We start from the raw sequence: 19,374 nt of genomic DNA, 5'->3' as shown, positions 1-19,374 counted from the left end.
GAGGCGACAATTATGAGTCAGAGTCTTATTGATCTTCAGTTATTTACGAATACTTACGAACAATTGCGTTTGGCTACCCAGGGACTAAGCGATGAACAGCTGAAATGGAAAGCGTCGGAAAAGAAGTGGAGCGTGATCGAGGTGATTTCCCACTTGGTGGATCACAGCATTGTGACTTCGTTTCGGATTCGCCAAATCGTAGCGGAGTCCGATGTTAAGCTGCCTGCTTTTGATCAGGATCCGTGGGTTAGCCGCTCCAAAGCGAATGAAAGCTCGCTAGATGAAGTGCTGGCGGTTTATCAAGCGCTGCTGACGTATAATGCATTGTTTTTCAAAAGACTTTCGGCAGAAGATTGGGAGCGTACCGGTGTAAATGTGAAAGGCAAAACGTTCAAACTTTCGGAACTATATGAAGCTTTCGTTAATCATGTGCAGGTGCATCTGGCGCAGATTGACCGGATTAAGCAGTCGTTATGAGCACCGGTTGGGCAGATGATGTGAGGGAGCAGGCGGAAGCCTTATTGCCAGAGCTCACCCGGATCCGGCGGGAGCTTCACCGATTCCCGGAACTGTCGATGGAAGAATTCGAGACGACTCGCCGAATTAAGGAGATTTTGCAGGCCGAGGGGATCCGGCTGCTGCCTTTGGATATGCCGGTCGGCGTCCTGGCCGAGGTGTCGGGCACAGCAGGCGGCGAATCGGTGTCCGGCGAAGTGCCGATCATTGCGCTCCGCGCCGATATCGACGCGCTGCCGGTGATCGAGGAGACGGGGCTACCGTTCGCTTCGGAGATCCATGGCCGCATGCATGCCTGCGGCCATGATTTCCACACGGCTGCGATCCTGGGCGCAGCGATTTTGCTCAAACGGAACGCCCACTTGTTCAAGGGGACGGTTCGTTTGCTCTTTCAGCCGGCCGAGGAAAAGGGCACCGGCGCCAAGGCTATGATTGCGGCCGGAGCGCTCGACGGCGTGCAGACGATCTTCGGCATGCACAATAAGCCGGAGCTGCCGGTCGGCACGATCGGCTTAACGGCGGGGCCGCTGATGGCCGCAGTCGACGGCTTCAAGATCCGCGTTCAGGGCAAAGGCGGCCATGCCGCCATCCCTGAACGGGCGATCGACCCGATCGTCGCCGCCAGCGCACTCGTCGGCGGCATCCAGACGGCGATTTCGCGCAGCATTTCGCCTTTCGATCACGCGGTCGTCAGCGTGTGCAGCTTCCATGCGGGAACGACGTGGAACGTCATTCCCGATGAAGCTGTGCTGGACGGGACGGTCCGCACGTTCACGCCGGAAGTTCGGGCGAAGATGCCCGAATTGCTGAAGCGTCTGGCGACCGGCATCGCATCCGGCTACGGCGCGGAGGTCAAGCTAAGCTGGTATGCGGGCATCCCGCCCGTGAATAATGATGCCGAAGCGGTCGAGATTTTCCGCCAGGCTGCGGAGATACTGGGGATTCGCGTCGTTACGGCGCAGCCATCGACAGGCGGCGAAGATTTTGCTCATTACCAGGAAAAGGTGCCGGGCAGTTTCATCTGGATGGGCACTAGCGGCACAGAGGAATGGCATCATCCGAAGTTTACGGTCAACGAAGAAGCGCTTGCCCCGAGCAGCGCATTGTTTGCTCTAACAGCGATTCGTTCGCTTGAACAATTAAACGCAGGAGTAACGGGTACCGTTGCTGTTGGCCTCAACACGGATAAGGAGGGCGAGCGACATTCCAACCTCGTATGATGTTATTGTCATCGGCGCAGGTTCGATGGGGATGAGTGCGGGTTATCATCTCGCGAAGCACAATGTCAGGGCGCTGCTCATCGATAAATTTGACCCGCCTCATCTGTCGGGAAGCCACCATGGGGATACGCGTCTCATCCGGCATGCCTATACCGGCAGCCTTACATATACGGCCATGGCGCTACGAGCTGATCAGCTATGGCAAGAACTGGAGGCTGCAAGCGGAAAGTCATTGCTCGTGCGCAGCGGTGTGCTCAATATGGGACCGGCGGACTCCGGCAGTCTGGAACAAAAATGGAAAACAACGGAAGCATTTGGCCTCCAAGTGGAACGGTTAGATGCCGATGAAATTCGCAAACGCTGGCCTGGCATTGAGCCGCCTGAATTCTACGAGGGACTTTATGAGCAGGAAGCCGGATTTCTATATAGCGAGGCCTGCATTCGCGCTTATCGGCAGCAAGCTTTGGCGCTTGGCGCCCGATTGCTCTTGAATACACAAGTGACGCGCATCCATATATGGAGCAGTGGAGTTACGGTCCATACCGCGGACGGCTCTTATCATGCGGATCAACTGATCCTGTGCGCCGGAGCTTGGTTTCGCGAGATCGATTCTGTGATTCGATTGCCCATCCGTTCTGTTCGCAAAGCTGTCGCTTGGTTCGAGGCAGACGAAGCCTTGTACGACGTCTCCAGATTTCCTGGTTTTACATTCGCTGGACCGAATGGCGGCGGGTTTTATGGCTTCCCAAGCATCGGAGGCTCCGGTGTGAAAATCGGACGCCATGATGCCGGTCAGCTCTGGCAGCCGGGATCGCCTTTCGAGTCATTCGGGCATTATGACGATGATGAACGGGATCTTCGGGATGCGCTACAAGCGTTTCTGCCCCAAGCGGCTGGACGCGTACTGCGTGAAGCCGTATGCAAATACGAATTGACGCCCGATGAACAGTTCATTATCGACAGACATCCTGAGCATCACCATGTCCTTATTGCCGGCGGATTTTCCGGTCACGGGTTTAAATTCGCCAGCGTGGTTGGTGAAATTTTGTCCGATTTAACGCGGAATGGACGAACGGAACACGATATCTCTCCGTTTGCGTTGTCGCGGTTTCAACAACATCATGTCTATCTGAGGTGAATGCAGATGATTGTCGTTCAACAGCTAAGCAAAACGTATCATACTGCAAGTACCCGCATGCTAGCTTTGGATAGCATCAACTTACACATTGAAAAAGGTGAAATCTTCGGCATCATCGGCTTTAGCGGCGCAGGCAAATCCACATTGATCCGTTGTCTGAACCGGTTAGAGGAGCCGGACTCAGGGAGCATCGTCATTGGCGATAAAGTCATTACAGATCTGAATAAAAAGGAGCTGCGCGAGGCGCGGAGAAAAATCGGCATGATTTTTCAGCAGTTCAACCTGCTCGATGCGAGAACGGTATTCCAAAATGTGGCCTTCCCCCTAGAAGCGGCCGGCGTGCCGACGAAATCGATCAAACCGCGAGTGGAGGCCATACTGGAGCTTGTCCAGTTGAGCGATAAAGCAGATGCGTACCCAGAGCAGCTCAGCGGTGGGCAGAAGCAGCGGGTTGGCATTGCCAGAGCGCTGGCGAATGAACCGGATGTGCTGCTTTGCGATGAAGCGACATCAGCGCTCGATCCGCAAACGACGTTTGCCATTCTGGAGCTGCTGCAGGAAATCAATCGGAAGCTGAAGCTGACGATCGTGCTCATCACCCATGAGCTTGATGTGCTGCAACACATTTGCGGACGCATGGCTGTCATTGAGCACGGGCGGATAGTCGAGAGCGGCACGGTTGATAAGATTTTTTTGGAGCCGGAAAGTGAAACGTCGCGCAGCTTCATCCGCATCATCGAAGGCTATCAAAGCAAAAGAAACGTGCAGCAGAAAGTGGGTGCCCTTGTATGAGTGAGGATCTATTCGGGATCTTGCTGCAAGGCCTCGGCGAAACGGTTTATATGGTTGCCCTATCTTCGGTTTTTGCGCTGTTGATCGGGCTTCCGCTTGGCATCGTGCTTGTTGTGACGGAAAAAGGGAACTTGCTTCCCGCTCCTAGGTTTCACAAGGTGCTCAGCACGATCGTCAATATGATTCGTTCGTTTCCGTCGATTATCTTGATCGTCGTGCTGCTCCCTTTATCTCGCTTCGTTGTGGGCACAACGCTGGGAGCTACCGCTGCGGTCGTTCCCTTGGCGATCGGCTCGGCTCCTTTTTTGGCCAGGATTATCGAGAACAGCATCAAAGAAGTCAGTTTCGGCAAAATCGAAGCGGCCCAAGCGGTAGGGGCAACGCCGTATTTTATCATCACACGGGTGCTTATTCCCGAAGCTCTTCCGTCTCTCATTCGAGGCGTCACGCTATCGATTATTACGATTACTGGCTTCACGGCCGTGGCTGGTGCCATTGGCTCCGGAGGATTGGGCAGCTTGGCAATACGATTCGGCTATATGCGGTTTCGTACGGATATTTTGTTCTTAACCGTTTTGCTGCTCGTCGCATTGGTACAACTGATTCAATGGCTAGGAGACTACATAGCGAGAAGAATTAACCGGAAACGATTTAAGTTCGATTAAGCTTACATAAACTTGTTCGGTTCGCTGAACATATCAGCTTAACACGATGTATTAGCAGGAAAAACTCCCGTTAATTTGCTTCCAAAGTCATTTATTAGCAACTTAACTGGAAAAACTCCTGATAAAACTGCCCAAATGCAGTCAACATCTACGTTTCGGCCAAATTAGAGGGAGGAATTCCAGTTAAGTGAAGCCGGCTGCAAATTATAGGAAAATTAGCTGGAGCTTTTCCTTCTAATGATGTATGTCGCATTGACTCATCTGTATAGCTTGAACTAGCTTTGCTGCACTTAACGACTGTAAGGGATCATTAACAGGAACGTGAATGCCTTAATCGCCGAAAACGCCTGATTTATTGAGCTTTGAGGAACGAGGATCCTCTATTCTATTGTTCAGTCTTCGAACAGCCGTATTTTCCACAGTTAACGCACTCACGTTCCATCATTTCAAATTGTATAGTGCTTTTCTCAAAATAGGGGATTGTCGTTCCACATCAGAGGATCAAAGCAGTTCCTCAAGTTGAGCCTACAGAAATTAGCCCCCAAAATGATACGTTCAACTGATATAGTTCCAGAAAATAAAAGGAGAGAGAAATCAAATGATAAATTATAAGTTCGTACTTACATCCGTCCTGGCGTTGACCATTGGTCTAATATCCGGCTGTGGGACATCAAGCCAGACCGCTTCCACATCATCTCCGCAAACAAGTGCGGCGCCTAGCCCACAAGCGGCTGCAACAACGGCGGCGACGGCATCGGCAACAGCTCAGCCCAAAGCTGAAGTGAAGCTGAAAATCGGAGCGGCAGCCGTACCTCACGCAGAAATCCTGAATTTCGTAAAGCCGAAATTAAAGGAGCAAGGCATTGATCTGAATGTCGTGGTGCTGGACGATGAGGGCCAGTTGAATCCATCGCTTGCCGAGAAACAAATCGATGCGAACTACTTCCAACACGTGCCGTACCTGGACTCTATTTCCAAGGAAAAAGGATATAAATTCGCAGTTTCGACCAAAGTGCACGTGGAGCCGATCGGATTTTACTCGAAAAAGTTGAAATCCATCGATGAGCTTAAAGATGGCGCGACCATCGCGATTCCTAATAATCCCTCCAATGAGTACAGATCCTTGGTACTCCTTCAAGCGAAGGGCTTAATCAAGCTGAAAGATGGAATCACAACGTACTCCGCAACGCCTAAAGATATTATCGACAATCCGAAAAAACTGAAGTTCAGCGAGGTGGATTCCGCACAACTGCCACGTGTGCTTCCGGACGTTGAGGGTGCGATTATTAACACTAATCTTGTGCTCGAGGCAAAAATAGATCCGAACTCGGCGCTTTTCCGTGAAGATGCGAATTCTCCGTATGCCAACGTGATCGTTGTCCGTCAGGGTGACGAGAATCGTCCGGAAATCAAGAAGCTGGGCGAAGTACTGACGTCGCCGGATGTGAAAAAATTCATCCAAGATAAATACGGCGTAGCCGTCGTACCGGCATTCTAATTGGCGAAGCTGTGTAGAAGGAGGCGATGATGTTGGCGGGAAAAAGGCAGATCAAATTATCGGCCTACTTGGTAGGTACGGGCATGCATGTGGCATCGTGGCGGCATCCGGGCGCGCAAGTCGATTCGAGCATCGATATCGGCTATTATCAGAAGCTCGCGCAATTGGCCGAGCGGGGAAAGTTCGATATCGCTTTTATCGCCGACAGTTTAGCGATCAATGAGCAGTCCCATCCGAACATTTTGAATCGGTTCGAGCCGCTGACCTTGATCACAGCCATTGCGGCTGCAACGAGTAAAATCGGCGTTGTCGCCACCGCGTCTACGTCGTATACAGAGCCCTTCAACCTGGCCAGATCGTTCATGTCCGTCGATCACATCAGCAAAGGGAGAGCCGGGTGGAACATCGTCACAACGCGGGATTTGTCAGGTAACACGGCGCGGAATTTTAGCGCTGCGGAACATTATGAGCACAGTTACCGCTATCAAAGAGCGGAGGAATTCGTCGATGTGGTGAAGGGGCTCTGGGACTCATGGGAGGATGATGCCTTTATCCGGGATCAAGCGAGCGGTGTGTTTTTTGATCGGAGCAAGTTGCACCGGATTGATCATAAAGGGGATTTTTTCTCGGTCCAGGGGCCGCTCAATATTGCCAGGTCGCCTCAGGGGCATCCCGTTATCGTGCAAGCGGGCTCGTCAGAGCCGGGACAGCAGTTTGCCGCACGTACGGCGGAAATTATCTTTTCGCATAAGAATCATATCGAAGAGTCTCAAGCTTTTTATCAATCGTTTAAAAGCAAAGTTGCTGCGTTTGGACGCAACCCGGATGAAGTGTATATTTTGCAGGGAGTATCGCCCATTATCGGTGAGACGGCACAGATCGCCAGAGAGAAGTCCGAGTATTTGGACTCGCTGATTCCTGAGGAGACGGGCATTCAATTTCTGACCGATTATTTGGGCGGATATGATTTTAGCGGATACAAGCTCGACACTTCTGCGAGGGATATCGGTTTGCATGAGCTGCCGAACGTCCGCTTTGAATTTCGCAGATTTCAAGCCATCATTGCCAAAGAAAACCCGACGCTGCGCCAGCTGTATTCGCTGCTCACCGGTTCTTACAGTGACGATGCGTTCATCGGAACGCCGGAGCATGTCGCGAACCATCTTGAACAGTGGTTTACTCAGCGTGCTGCGGACGGCTTTATGCTAATGACGCCGCTGCTGCCAGGCGGGTTGCAGGATTTCGTCCGATTTGTCGTGCCGCTTTTGCAGGAAAGAGGACTGTTTCGCCACGAATACGAGGGGACGACGCTTCGGGATCATTTCGGACTGCGCATACCTCGTAACCGATTTGAAAAAGGAAGGTGACCCGAATGGGGGACATATACCGTCTAGCGACGATTGAAGATGCGGAAGAGGTATTTCAAGTCATCGTGCAGGCGTACGAGTCGATTCGCGAGCTTGGGATTGCATTTAGAGCTGCTACGGCAGACTTGGATATGATCAAAGAAAATATTAGTCAAAATGCTTGCTACGTCTTGGAAATTGACGGTTCGATTGCGGCTACGATTTCGCTGAAAAATCTGGAGGAATTGACGGATCTTCCATTTTTATATTGGTTCGCGGTGCTGCCGTCTTTCAAAAACCAAGGTATCGGCAACCGCCTCCTTACCTATGTCGAAGAAGTCGTAGTTCGTGATACGCTGCTGGCTCCTGGGGTCGTTCTGGCGACCTCGCAAAAGCACCCGTGGCTGCTTACGATGTATGAACGAAAAGGTTATGTGCGTTTTACGGAAAGGGCATTAGGCGAATCGGATACGCTCGTATTTTTGAAAAAGTCTTTGATTAAGCATACGCAACTAGCACAATGACAGGCTGTGTGGCAGTCGGGAGATATCCCGGCTGTATTTTTTTGCTATTCTGTGCTCGAATATGTTACAGTTAAAATAGAGGTGATGAAGTTGATTAAATTGGGCATTTTGGACCAATCGCAAATAGGAGAAGGTCGCACCGCGGCGGAGACGCTCGCGGAGACGACACAGTTAGCTCAGGAAGCAGATAAGCTGGGGTATACCCGCTATTGGGTTTCCGAGCATCATGCATCGCAGGCGCTTGCGCATTCCAGCCCGGAGGTGCTGATCGCTCATTTGGCGGCGAAGACATCACGCATTCGCCTAGGCTCGGGCGGCATCATGCTTCCGCATTACAGCGCGTATAAAGTGGCGGAAAACTTCCGCCTGTTGGAAGCGCTGCATCCAGGGCGCATCGATGTCGGGCTCGGCCGCGCGCCGGGTGGCATGCCGATCTCAACCCGTGCTCTGCAGGAGGGGAAATATACAGGTGTCGACCAATATCCGCAGCAGGTTGCGGATTTGACCGGATACCTGTATGATGCCCTGCCGGCGGACCACCGGTTCGCCGCGCTGCACGCAGCGCCGGTCATTCCCACCGCGCCCGAGGTGTGGCTCCTCGGCTCGTCTTACGAGAGCGCGCGCATCGCTGCGCGCCAGGGAGCGGCCTTCGGCTTTGCGCAATTTTTCGGCAACGCCGATTGCACGGAGGCGCTGCGCATCTACCGCGAGCACTTCCAGCCGTCGCGGCTGAACGATAAGGCGCGCTCCTTGGCCGCGGTACTCGTCATCTGCGCCGAAACCGCGGAAGAAGCGAACCTGCTCGCTACGAGCACGGATCTGTTCTTCCTCTCGCTGATGCGCGGCATGCTGCTCCCGTCGTTCCCTTCGGTGGAGACGGCAATGAACTATCCGTACACCGAGATGGATTACGCGATGATCCGTGAAGGCCGCCACAAGCGCATTGTAGGCACGCCGCAGCAGGTGAAAGAAGAGATTCTGAAGCTGAACGAAGCTTATCGCGCCGACGAGATCATGGTCGTTTCGCCCATTCATAATGTGGAAGCGCGCATTCATTCCTACCGCCTTCTGGCGGAGGCTTTTGAGCTGCAATAAATCGGCTTGTGCATGTGGCCGCCCTTAAGATCTTTGAAGATCAGCTGGGCGGCCACTGTTGTTTTTACAATTGAAAGATATCATAATGAAAATGAAGAGTTAGAACCCTTGTGGGGATTAAGTATACGTGACGATGAACAACCGAGGAGAACAGGCAAATGAAATTTAAGGCAGTATCCGATGAGACGAAATTAAATTATCTGCTGTGGAGTGTCAGAAAAGAAATTAATAGAGAAATTAAGTATCTGAACTCTTTAGAATATGATCCTACACCGTACCTAGAAATAGTTAAGCGATATATTGATCACTGGGACCCTATTCAACTCCTGGAAATGGATTGTCCCGCAGATGAGTATGACGGTGAAACCCGGACAATTACGATTTATATAACTAAACACCTTAAGGATATTGACGCAATATCGCTTAGTAACGCCATTAACAAGGTATTCAGGGATTCTTTCAGGGATGAATTTAATAAGGAAAATGAGTCGATCGAAATTGCAGCTGATATGATAAGTACATTACGGTCATTTCATCTGATCTGATGATCAGTTTACAGACACAGGATTGGGTTTGATCGCCGCCATGCAGCGCCAGATCGTGCGCTCGGGATTCAATTGCGTTGTTTTTGGAGTAGCCGGAAGAAGCAGGTGCTGGAAGCTTACCAATGCTTGCGCATTAGAAAGGATTTCAGAACATAGGGCGTTAATAGCGACGCTTTGGACGCTTTAATCTGAATAGTTTCCTGAGAATGAAGAGAACAAATGACTTGGCTCGCTCTTCCGCAGATTCGAATGTGCATTATGCAACCAACGGCCACTTTCAAAGAAATGAGGGGGTAACCTTCGGGTCACCCGCTTGATAAAGAATAAAGGTCGTTATTAGTGAACAAGTTTGGCGCTAAATTTCGGAGAAATAGCTATTTCGGGGCTCGAAAGAACAAAAGTCCATAAACAAAGAACAATCTTCGCTAATTATGGACTTTTATTCGTTCGAAGCCTGATTGGTGGTCATTTACCCACCAAATGCGTCAAAATGTTCTCTATTAGCGACCCTGGTTCTTTCCACGACGGGTAGGGGGGAACTGTAGAAATGTAGGGCATTACCGACTGTTTAGGCATTTTATTTTTCTCTACTCGAGCTTTTGCGGTCATTCCGGACGAACAGATTGGTATATTTATCCATAAATCGGTATCTTGCACGGTTTCCTTTGTTTCGAGCCGTGAACACAGAAACGTTGATGTTGTAGTCGTAGCTTTCCCGACGCGATCCTCAGCTTATTTTTCCACAACGACCCATTTCCAAAACTTCCCCCGAATACTATAAAGTTATATTACATCACGTATAAGTAGGGGATTTATCATGCTTCAAAAAACACATAGCGTCGCCGGACTCGTCTCTGCCGAGCTCGTGCTCGTCTATCAACATGCAAGCTTTTTATCGTGGGAAGCTGCTGGGGCGCTCCTGTTAGGCTGCCTAGCAGGTACTTTGGCGGATGTAGACAAACCGGGGTCTACGATGGCGAAGGTATTATTTCCTTTGTCTGCGCTGCTGAAGGTTCTTCAAGTAAAGCATCGAACGGTAACGCATTCCATTCTGCTGCTTATCCTATTGATGCTAGTCTCATCGCCATTACCGAATTTGTTTTTTTGGGTGTTTATCATTTCGTACGCATCGCACCCGCTCATCGATCTGCTCAACGACAAAGGCGTTCAACTATTTTGGCCCATCAAGCTGAAAATTCGCGTACTCCCGAAATGGATGGCTATCACAACGGGTTCCATTGTTGAAACCGGCATTCGCATCATGCTGCTGATCATAAGTCTAGGTATACCTCTCATGTATTCTTTCCATCTGATTTAAACGAGAAGAGGAGCGGCCCCCCCAGGTTGCTCCTTAAGTGATTTATATTACGATTACCGTGCTGTTTGACCTGACAATCAAAATATTAGATGATGGAATCGTAACTAAAATTATTGGTCTAGGAGGCGCACTTTCATGGAAATTATTTATCATGGACACTCTTGTTTGCAAATTGTAGTTGGTGACAAGTCGCTCGTTATTGACCCTTTCTTGCGTGGCAATCAACTGGCAGTGACGAATCCTGAGGCTATTAAAACCGACTACATCCTGTTAACACATGCGCATATGGATCATATTCTGGATGCGGAACCGATTGCCAAAGCAAACGATGCTCCGATTGTAGCAAACCCGGAATTAGCGGCGTTCATATCGTGGAAAGGTGTCAAAACGATGGAAATGAACATCGGCGGCACTATCGATCTTGGATTCGCCAAAGCGAAGATGATTCAGGCGTTCCACAGCTCGGGCATTGTAATTGCCGAAGAGCAGCGCATTTTCTATGGCGGGATGCCCGCCGGATATATCATTCAAGCTGAGGGACTAACCATTCTTCATGCCGGAGATACTGGACTCTTCGGAGATATGAAGATGATCGGCGAGCGGCATCAAATCGATGTGGCGTTTATTCCGATCGGCGATCACTACACGATGGGGCCTGAAGATGCGCTGCAAGCTGCCGAGTGGTACCAGGCTAAGCTGGTCATTCCGGTACATTACAACAGCTTCCCTGTCATTGAGCAGGATGCAGCGGCATTCGTTCAGAAGCTGGAAGAGCACGGCATAAATGGTGAGTTGCTTGCTCCAGGTGAAAGTATCGTGCTTGATTGATCTGTTTGTTATGCCAAGTAAGGCATGACAAGCGACCGAACACGATCAATGCCTTCCCACATATCGCCGGGGCCATCATAGACTACAGTGATGGGTCCAACGTATCCGCTTCGTTTTACAATTTGCATACAGCGATCAAACTCAGTCGCATCAGGCTTTCCTTGTTCATCGGTCTGTGATTTGGCATGTATCGATTCGCTATGCGGGATCGTTTGAGTTAGCATTTCGTACTTCTCCGGTCCTTTGAAATTACCGAAGTCGGAAGTTAGTCCCAGACGCTCCCCGCAAGCGTCGAGCAGAGCGAGGCAGTTCGCCGAAACGGATGTTAACGAATGAAAGTTTTCCGTAACGACTCTGACTCCTTGACCAGCGGCATAATCGCACAACTCGTCCAATGCTTCAGCTGAGCGTTTTAAGCCCGCTTCATCTTTAGGATCTGCGTCACCGGCGATGATCCGCACCCGCTGCGCACCTGATGCCGCAGCGATATCAATCCAACTGCGGATCCAAGCGATGTCCGAGTTTCTGCGTATATCGTCGGCGCTTGAAATATCGCCATACTCGAGCAGCAATGTATAGAAGCGAATGCTTGCTTCTTTGAAAGCGCTTCGAAGTGATGCCAGGTAAGCTTCGCCGGTATCCGGAAAATGAAAATGGCAAATTTCCGCGGCGGCGAATCCTTTTTGAGCAAGTACGGCAGGCAGTTGGAGCAGGGATAGGGTTTCGGGTTGTTCCTGAACGTCAGTATAGGTGATTTTGTTATAATCGTCCCACCGGGTCCAGCGTAAGGGGCCAAGATTTCGGTGTAAACTCCATGAGGTTAAAGATAAATAAGGCATGGTACCACTCCTCTCCGATCTATGTCCAGTGTACCAAACGATACTCGTTTTCAACCATAATCGATCTGCGACTTCCATAGCGTATTTGGCTATAAGTGCTTCTGCGATTATGTTATGGGTTCATTTTTATGTATAATGATCGAATGATAATGGCTTTTCCATGGAGGGATGTACATGTTCAGCGAACAAGATAAGGATGCATTATATAGGATCATTAACGCAAGAAGAGATATCAGAACTTTTTTAACGACCCCGATTCCCGAGGAAATTGTCGAGCGATTACTGGAGGCGGCGCATCACGGTCCATCGGTTGGGTTTATGCAGCCATGGAGCTTCATATTAGTAACGAAAGAAACGATCAAGGAACGGCTGGCCTGGGCAGCGGATAAAGAAAGAAGAGCGCTTGCCATTCATTATGAGGATACCCGGCAAGATCAGTTTCTTGGGCTCAAAATCGAGGGCATCAAACAAGCGCCGCTAACGATCTGTGTCACGTGCGACCCGACGCGCGGGGGTTCCCATGTACTAGGGCGGAATTCCATACCGGAGACGGATGTGCTCTCTACGGCGTGCGCGATTCAAAATATGTGGCTTGCCGCTTGCGCCGAAGGGCTTGCCCTGGGTTGGGTCAGCTTTTATAAAAAAGCCGATGTCCGCGATATATTAGGCATTCCTCCGCATATCGATCCGGTCGCTTTGTTGTCCATTGGCTACACGGATCATTACCCGTCCAAACCAATCCTTGAATCGGCGAATTGGGAAAAAAGAAGAAGTCTCGATGATCTGGTCTTTCACGAAACTTGGGGAGGCCCGCGGGCATGACCAAGCTGGTTTTTTTCTTAGGACCTGCCGGAGCGGGAAAAACAACGCTTGCGAAAACGCTAGCGAGAAAGCGGCGCGCCTCGTATTTGGATATGGACACCCTGCTCAGGCCGGCCGCCGAAGCCATTATGACGCTTTCAGGACTTGACCCGAACGATCGGGATTCAGCTGTATATAAAAAGCACTGTCGCGATTTGGGATATCGCATCACGATGGACGCAGCGCTGGAGAATTTGGAGCTCGGTGTTGATGCCTATGTCGTCGGCCCCTTTACCAAAGAGACAGAGGACCCTTTATGGCTGGAAAAGGAGCTGTCGCGAATGAGTACTGCGCATGGCGTTGTCGATGCTAAAGCTGTGTATGTCTTTCTCCCTGATGCGGATGCTTATAAGCAGCGCATTCAAGAGAGGGGCTCCGTTTTAGATGAATGGAAGCTGGAAAACTGGAGCAACTTTAGTCTATCCTTGACTCGTCGAGAAGTTAAATGGAGACTTCCAGAAGATTCCATTCTCTATTTTGATAACTCGGACCCGCTGTCCGAAGAGAAGCTAACGAGTGTTGGGCGGTTTATTTATGGTGACTGACGGATGTCTGGCGAATCCAAGGAAGTCATTATAAGGCGCATTGTTCAATTTCAAAGCCCAAATCCTCAATGATTTGATGATCAGCCGATACATCTTGTCCTTCCGTTGTCAAATAGTCGCCCACAAAGAGTGAATTCGCAGCGTACAACGAAAGCGGCTGCAGCGTGCGCAGATTGACCTCGCGGCCGCCCGCTACGCGGATTTCTTTGGAGGGACAAATGAACCGGAACAAGGCCAATACCTTCAGCGCTTTCATGGCCGGAGTTCGTCCGGCATGCTCAAGCGGGGTTCCGGGAATGGCATTCAAGAAATTGATCGGAATGGAATCGGCATCAAGTTCCCTTAGCGCGAAAGCCATTTCGACGATTTCCTCATTCGACTCGCCCATTCCAATAATGACACCAGAGCAGGGAGACATCCCCTGTTTTTTTACTTTTTGTACAGTTTCAACGCGCTGATCGTAGGTATGGGTCGTTGTGATGGACGGGTAATTAGCTTTGCTTGTATTCAAATTATGGTTATAACGATGTACACCTGCATTCGCAAGGCGCTCGGCTTGAGCGTCATTCAGAATGCCAAGGCATGCGCATATTTTCAGCGGCATCGTGCTGCGAATTTCTTGGACGGCTTCAACGACTTGATCCAATTCTTTATTCGTCGGTCCCGTTCCAGCTGCTACGATGCAGTAGGTGCCTGCTTTCCGCGCCATCGCTTCTCGCGCTCCTGCAAGGAGCGTTTCTTTGTCCAGCAAGGTGTATTTCTTGACCGGTGCCGTCGAGACGATGGATTGAGAACAGTAGCCGCAGTCCTCGGGGCACAAACCGCTTTTGGCGTTAATGATCATGTTCAGCTTCACTTTTTTGCCATAGTAATGTTTCCTCACCGCAAATGCGGCGTGCATGAGCGGCAATACCTCATCGTCATCGGCTTGAAGTACGGCAAGCCCTTCTTCTCGCGTTAGACATTCCCCATTAAGTGCTTTTTGAGCAATTAAAGGCCAATCCTTTCCGGCTGTATATATGTGCATCAGAACCATCCTTTTCCTATCAGATCTTATTGTTAACTAATAATTTTGTATTTTGGTTGACAATCAATCGTTGTCATTTTAGCAGACCCGAAGACAAGTGTAAAGGAATTCATAAGCTCATGATCATATTTAAGGTTGTTCAATGTGCAACAAATGAGTAATATATCTTATAAAAGCACTGTCCATATATTGGTAAAGCAGGTGTTAAGCATGTACAAAATCATGATCGTGGATGATGAATCTGAAGTGCGGGAAGGCATAATGGAGAGTATCGAGTGGGAACTGCACGGGTTTGAATTCGTTGGCGATTACGCGAACGGCAATGACGCTTTGGAAGCGATTTCAGAACTCAGGCCGGACCTCGTGTTGTCCGATATTTGTATGCCTTTTATGGATGGGATCGAGTTGACCCGGTACATTCAGATGAAATATCCGTATATTAAAGTGATTATCATTACCGGACACGATGAATTTGATTACGCTCAGAGGGCGCTGCGGCTAAAAGTATACGACTTTATCGTCAAGCCGATCACGGCTCAGGAACTTCGCGGTTTGCTGGATAAAGTGAGAGCAGATATGGATATGGAGGCGGAGCACCGCGAGAATTTGACCCATCTCAAGTCGCAGCTTCAGCAAAGTCTGCCGCTATTGCGGGAACGGTTCCTCGAGCAGTTGGTGAGCGGGACTTTAAGAGCGGCGGAGATTCAAGAAAAGCTTCACTATTTCCGACTTCCCGAGCTGCCGCCGCCTTATCTGGTTGCGGCAATTGACATCGACGATTTCGGTGAGATCACCAAAGGCAGGTGGGACAACGATCCGGAACTGCTCCGGTCTGCAGCTTTTAATATTGTTCAAGAAATCATGGAGGGCAAAGAGGCGATCGTGTTTCGAACGAGGGAAGAAGGAATGATCGTTGTTTTCTATGGAGAGTCTGAAGAGGGACTGTATGAAACTGCATTCAATCTGTCTGAAGTGATACGTTTTTGCATGGAAAAATATTTGAAATTCACAGTGACCGTTGGCATCGGTACGCTATGCAGCACCTTAGGCGAGCTGCCGCTTTCTTATAAAGGGGCGGTATCCGCACTGGATTATCGCTTTTTGCTTGGAACGAATCGGGTTATCAGCATTCAGGATATGGAAGGTACCCCCAAATCCATACATCTGCTGGACATGGAATGGAATCGCAGGTTTGCTACCATGATCAAAACAGGAACGTTTAAAGAAGCTCAAGCCCTCACGGAGCACTTGATCGGCAGCTTGAAGGATTCGCTCATGCCGATCGGAGCTTGCTATCTGCAAATTCAATCCATCCTGATTGCGATCGTGAATACGATTCATGAATTGATCGGCGATGAAAGCGTTCACTTTAAAGGGCATGCCATGATTGTACAAGATCTTCATCAGTTCAAAACGCTGGATGAAATCGAGCAATGGCTGCTAACGATATGCAAAGAAGCGATCTCCTATATTTCGGAGCAAAGAAATGATTTGACGAAAATACAGGTTCGCAGCGTAATCGCTTATATCGAGGAACACTATCAGGACGAAAACCTGTCCATCCATGACCTTTGCCGCCATGTACATTTGAGCAAAAGTTATTTCAGCTCTGTGTTTAAGCAGCATACGGAGCAAACGATTATGGAATATGTAACGCGTGTCCGAATCGACAAGGCCAAGGATTTGCTGCGGCATACTCCGATGAAATTTTACGAAATCGCCGCTAAAGTCGGCTACAGTGATCCCCAATATTTCAGCGTCATTTTCAAAAAACATACGGGGACAAGCCCCACGGAATTCCGGGAAAAGTTGATAAGGGAGAGGGCGGAATGAGAAGAGGACGGGATGCCGGGTTCTATCTTTTCAAATTTAGAAGTATCCAATCGAGCATTTCTGTCGCTTTTTCATGCCTGATTTTAGGTTCGATTGCGATCACGAGCTTTATTTCTTATCATTTATCGGCTGAAGCGGTTGAAGGGAATTCGGAACATTACATTTCAGAGATTATCCAACAGGTCAATATCAACATCCAGTCCTATGTCACGAATATGGAAGATATCGGCATGCTGGCTTTAACAAACAAAGATGTGAAATATTACATATCCGGTACGAGTTTCATCAGCGAAGAGGAGCGAAGACCCTATGAAAAACGAATATCCGATCTGTTTCAATCGATCTTAATTACCCGCAAAGATATTGCCTCGATCATGGTTTTTGGCTATAACGGCCGGTTCGTATCGGATCGTAGAATCACAAGCTTGAACGAGAACGCCAAGCTGGAGGAACAGCCTTGGTATCGCAATGCGAAAGCTGAGGGCGGCAAATCCGTCATCTCATCCCCTCATGTTCAAAATATTATTCAAAACGAGTACCGTTGGGTCGTTTCTTTGAGCAGGGAACTGAAAAGCGCTGACGGTATAACGGGAGACGGTGTTTTTCTGGTCGATTTGAATTTGAGCGTCATCAACGAAATTTGCAATCAGATTAACCTTGGAAAAAGGGGGTACGTGTTCATTGTCGATAAGGATGGAAACATTGTGTATCATCCCCAGCAAAAGCTGATTAACAGCAATTTGAAAACGGAATTAATTGATGAGGTCAAACATTCCGGCAGCGGCAGCTTCGTAACGGGTGAAGGCAACAAAAAACGGATTTACTCAATCCAGGAGACCCATTTCGGATGGAAAATCGTCGGGGTTGCCTATGCCAGCGAGCTGATTGCCAACCAGTATCAAATCAAATTATCTTATTTTTTATGGACGATTTTGGCGCTGGCGATTGCCTTGTACCTTTCATTTTATATCTCTCGTCATCTTTCGAGACCGATTAAAGTGCTGCAGCGCAGCATGAAGCAGGTGGAAAAAGGCGACTTTGACATTCGCTCGGATATTCGGAGCGAGAACGAAATCGGCCAGTTGGGGCGGACGTTCAATATTATGGTGGGCAGAATTAAAGATTTGATGAGCCAACTTATTCAGAATGAGGAATTCAAGCGAAAGAGCGAAATGAAGCTGCTAGAAGCGCAGATCAATCCTCACTTTTTGTACAATACGCTGGATTCGATCATATGGATGGCGGAACGCAAGAAGCATGAGGAAGTTGTTCTGATGACTTCTTCGCTGGCCAAGCTGTTTCGCGCTATTATTCATAAAAATGAGGAAACGGTTCCTGTCCGTGTAGAACTTGAACATATTACCAACTACTTGCTGATACAAAAGCTGAGATACAAAGATAAGCTGGACTTTGAAATTAACGTGGATCCGAGCATACTGGAATGTTTTATTCCTAAAATTATTTTGCAACCCATTGTAGAAAACGCCATTTATCACGGGATAAAAAACAAACTCGATCCTGGATTCATCCAAATAACCGGAAAGGCGCATGGAGATACGATCGTGTTTGTCGTTGCAGACAACGGAGTTGGCATGGAACCGGAAAAGCTGGATCACATTTTGAAGTCTAAGGACGGTAGCATGAAAGGCATTGGGCTCAGCAATGTGAACGAACGAATTAAACTGCTGGGCAATGCGTTTGGCATTAGCTTTACGAGCGAACGATGGGTAGGAACCGAGGTCACGATCGCGCTTCCGATGTATGCTCAGAAAGGAGCTGCAGATGGCGCATAAAAAACCTGTGCTAATGGCCGTAATACTCGTTCTTGTTATCGGATTATTTGTCGTATACGGTGTGGAAATGCTGCGCTTTACGAATCAAAAAAAGTATGAGATTGCGGTCGTGCTGAAGACGAACAATATTCGCTCGGACTACTGGCAGATGGTTAGTGCGGGTGTGAAGGCGGCCGCCAAGGAATTCGATGTCCAAATCGACATCACGGGACCGCTCTCCGAAACGGACACGGATGAACAAATCCGCAATTTGAACGATGCGCTTGCGCGAAAGCCCGATGCCGTTATCCTCGCAGCGACAGATTACGAAAAGCTTGCTCCTTCCGCTGATCAAATTAAGCAGTCCGGCGTGAAGCTGATTTTGATCGACACGCCTATCCACAGCGATGCGGGGGAGAGTCTGATTGCAACCGACAATGTTGAAGCTGGCAAAAAGATTGGAATGACCTTGGTAGGCCCCCGGAAAGACGGTCCATTGAAAGTGCTGGCGATTAGCGACAGGAAGAACTCTATGGCGGAAAAGGATCGAGAGCAAGGATTTAAAGAAGCCATCGCGAGTCATCCGGGCGTTGAAAATGCAGGTACTTATTATTTTGAAGGTACGGAAGACGCAGCCTACGATCAGGTGAAAAGATTGTTGTCCTTATATCCGGATATCCAGGGTATTGCTGGTTTGAATGAACAGGCAACGTTAGGAGCGGCTAGGGCTGTCAAAGAAAAAAAACTGTCGGCTAACATCCGGCTCGTCGGCTTCGACAGTTCGATTTATCAAGTCAAGCTGCTGGAAGAAAGCAGTTTACAGGCTACGATCGTGCAAAAGCCGTTTAATATGGGGTATTTGTCCGTAGAAACGGCTGTACAAGTCTTAACCGGGGTAAAAGTAAATCCGAAAATCAACATTGAATCGCTTGTCATTACCAAAGACAACATGTATACCCAGGAAAATCAGGAGCTTCTCTTTCCACTGGTGGAAAGGTAGCGATATGGAGGA

19 protein-coding genes are annotated in these 19,374 nt (G+C 49.2%); 17 read left to right on the top strand and 2 right to left on the bottom strand.

From position 1 onward, the window contains the following. Positions 1 to 12: 12 nt before the first annotated feature. The 12 genes from ACFQZT_RS02555 (at position 13) to ACFQZT_RS02500 (ending at position 11,485) form a co-directional block, all read left to right on the top strand. Positions 13 to 477 (top strand): DinB family protein, encoded by a 465-nt coding sequence (locus ACFQZT_RS02555; RefSeq protein ID WP_379296226.1) that lies wholly within the window; start codon positions 13 to 15, stop codon positions 475 to 477. Next, a complete protein-coding gene (locus ACFQZT_RS02550) occupies positions 474 to 1,736 on the top strand; it encodes an amidohydrolase (RefSeq protein ID WP_379296224.1) in 1,263 nt (420 codons plus the stop codon). The genes ACFQZT_RS02555 and ACFQZT_RS02550 overlap by 4 nt, the downstream gene beginning before the upstream one ends. Beyond that, entirely contained in the window at positions 1,684 to 2,874 is a 1,191-nt protein-coding gene (gene solA, locus ACFQZT_RS02545) for an N-methyl-L-tryptophan oxidase (protein WP_379297920.1), read from the top strand. Before ACFQZT_RS02550 ends, solA begins: the two co-directional genes overlap by 53 nt. 6 nt (positions 2,875 to 2,880) lie before the next feature. After that, positions 2,881 to 3,666 carry a methionine ABC transporter ATP-binding protein gene (locus ACFQZT_RS02540; protein WP_379296222.1) on the top strand — a complete coding sequence of 262 codons (786 nt, stop codon included), beginning with the start codon at positions 2,881 to 2,883 and terminating at the stop codon, positions 3,664 to 3,666. Continuing rightward, positions 3,663 to 4,331: a methionine ABC transporter permease gene (locus ACFQZT_RS02535; protein WP_379296220.1), complete on the top strand. Its 669-nt coding sequence runs from the start codon at positions 3,663 to 3,665 to the stop codon at positions 4,329 to 4,331. The genes ACFQZT_RS02540 and ACFQZT_RS02535 overlap by 4 nt, the downstream gene beginning before the upstream one ends. Before the next feature lie 598 nt (positions 4,332 to 4,929). After that, positions 4,930 to 5,829, top strand: a complete 900-nt coding sequence (locus tag ACFQZT_RS02530; RefSeq protein ID WP_379296218.1) for a MetQ/NlpA family ABC transporter substrate-binding protein — start codon at positions 4,930 to 4,932, stop codon at positions 5,827 to 5,829. A gap of 32 nt (positions 5,830 to 5,861) precedes the next feature. Next, complete coding sequence (locus tag ACFQZT_RS02525; RefSeq protein ID WP_379297918.1) at positions 5,862 to 7,196, top strand: LLM class flavin-dependent oxidoreductase; 1,335 nt, start codon at positions 5,862 to 5,864, stop codon at positions 7,194 to 7,196. Positions 7,197 to 7,201: 5 nt separating this feature from the next. Continuing rightward, complete coding sequence (locus tag ACFQZT_RS02520; protein WP_379296216.1) at positions 7,202 to 7,699, top strand: GNAT family N-acetyltransferase; 498 nt, start codon at positions 7,202 to 7,204, stop codon at positions 7,697 to 7,699. Between the two features lie 90 nt (positions 7,700 to 7,789). Beyond that, entirely contained in the window at positions 7,790 to 8,794 is a 1,005-nt protein-coding gene (locus ACFQZT_RS02515; RefSeq protein WP_379296214.1) for an LLM class flavin-dependent oxidoreductase, read from the top strand. Positions 8,795 to 8,952: 158 nt separating this feature from the next. Then, positions 8,953 to 9,339: a hypothetical protein gene (locus ACFQZT_RS02510; protein WP_379296212.1), complete on the top strand. Its 387-nt coding sequence runs from the start codon at positions 8,953 to 8,955 to the stop codon at positions 9,337 to 9,339. A gap of 817 nt (positions 9,340 to 10,156) precedes the next feature. Further along, complete coding sequence (locus tag ACFQZT_RS02505; RefSeq protein WP_379296210.1) at positions 10,157 to 10,657, top strand: metal-dependent hydrolase; 501 nt, start codon at positions 10,157 to 10,159, stop codon at positions 10,655 to 10,657. Between the two features lie 135 nt (positions 10,658 to 10,792). Next, on the top strand, positions 10,793 to 11,485 hold the full coding sequence (locus ACFQZT_RS02500) for a metal-dependent hydrolase (RefSeq protein WP_379296208.1): 693 nt from the start codon (positions 10,793 to 10,795) through the stop codon (positions 11,483 to 11,485). A gap of 8 nt (positions 11,486 to 11,493) precedes the next feature. Here the strand turns inward: ACFQZT_RS02500 and ACFQZT_RS02495 are convergent, their stop codons facing one another. Next, positions 11,494 to 12,324 carry a sugar phosphate isomerase/epimerase family protein gene (locus tag ACFQZT_RS02495; protein ID WP_379296206.1) on the bottom strand — a complete coding sequence of 277 codons (831 nt, stop codon included), beginning with the start codon at positions 12,322 to 12,324 and terminating at the stop codon, positions 11,494 to 11,496. A 174-nt stretch (positions 12,325 to 12,498) separates the two neighbouring features. On the opposite strand from ACFQZT_RS02495, the gene bluB reads away from it, so the two are divergent. Together bluB and ACFQZT_RS02485 are read left to right on the top strand one after the other, a co-directional pair. After that, positions 12,499 to 13,146: a 5,6-dimethylbenzimidazole synthase gene (gene bluB, locus ACFQZT_RS02490; RefSeq protein WP_379296204.1), complete on the top strand. Its 648-nt coding sequence runs from the start codon at positions 12,499 to 12,501 to the stop codon at positions 13,144 to 13,146. Continuing rightward, positions 13,143 to 13,730, top strand: a complete 588-nt coding sequence (locus ACFQZT_RS02485) for a P-loop nucleotide/nucleoside kinase family protein (RefSeq protein ID WP_379296202.1) — start codon at positions 13,143 to 13,145, stop codon at positions 13,728 to 13,730. Before bluB ends, ACFQZT_RS02485 begins: the two co-directional genes overlap by 4 nt. A 28-nt stretch (positions 13,731 to 13,758) precedes the next feature. Here ACFQZT_RS02485 and bioB read toward each other — a convergent pair whose 3' ends face one another. Next, positions 13,759 to 14,757: a biotin synthase BioB gene (gene bioB, locus ACFQZT_RS02480; RefSeq protein ID WP_379296200.1), complete on the bottom strand. Its 999-nt coding sequence runs from the start codon at positions 14,755 to 14,757 to the stop codon at positions 13,759 to 13,761. A gap of 210 nt (positions 14,758 to 14,967) precedes the next feature. On the opposite strand from bioB, the gene ACFQZT_RS02475 reads away from it, so the two are divergent. The 3 genes from ACFQZT_RS02475 to ACFQZT_RS02465 are packed head-to-tail and all read left to right on the top strand — an operon-like array spanning position 14,968 to position 19,362. Then, positions 14,968 to 16,590, top strand: a complete 1,623-nt coding sequence (locus ACFQZT_RS02475) for a response regulator (RefSeq protein WP_379296198.1) — start codon at positions 14,968 to 14,970, stop codon at positions 16,588 to 16,590. Further along, the gene (locus ACFQZT_RS02470) at positions 16,587 to 18,383 is read left to right on the top strand and encodes a cache domain-containing sensor histidine kinase (RefSeq protein WP_379296196.1); all 1,797 of its coding nucleotides are present in this window, start codon (positions 16,587 to 16,589) and stop codon (positions 18,381 to 18,383) included. The genes ACFQZT_RS02475 and ACFQZT_RS02470 overlap by 4 nt, the downstream gene beginning before the upstream one ends. Beyond that, positions 18,373 to 19,362: a substrate-binding domain-containing protein gene (locus ACFQZT_RS02465; protein ID WP_379296194.1), complete on the top strand. Its 990-nt coding sequence runs from the start codon at positions 18,373 to 18,375 to the stop codon at positions 19,360 to 19,362. Before ACFQZT_RS02470 ends, ACFQZT_RS02465 begins: the two co-directional genes overlap by 11 nt. Positions 19,363 to 19,374: the final 12 nt, after the last annotated feature.

Source organism: Paenibacillus sp. GCM10027628 (assembly GCF_042676385.1).
Lineage (GTDB): Bacteria > Bacillota > Bacilli > Paenibacillales > NBRC-103111 > Paenibacillus_E.
Note: the sequence above shows the minus strand (reverse complement) of the source record. Positions and strands in the feature narration are given on the sequence as shown.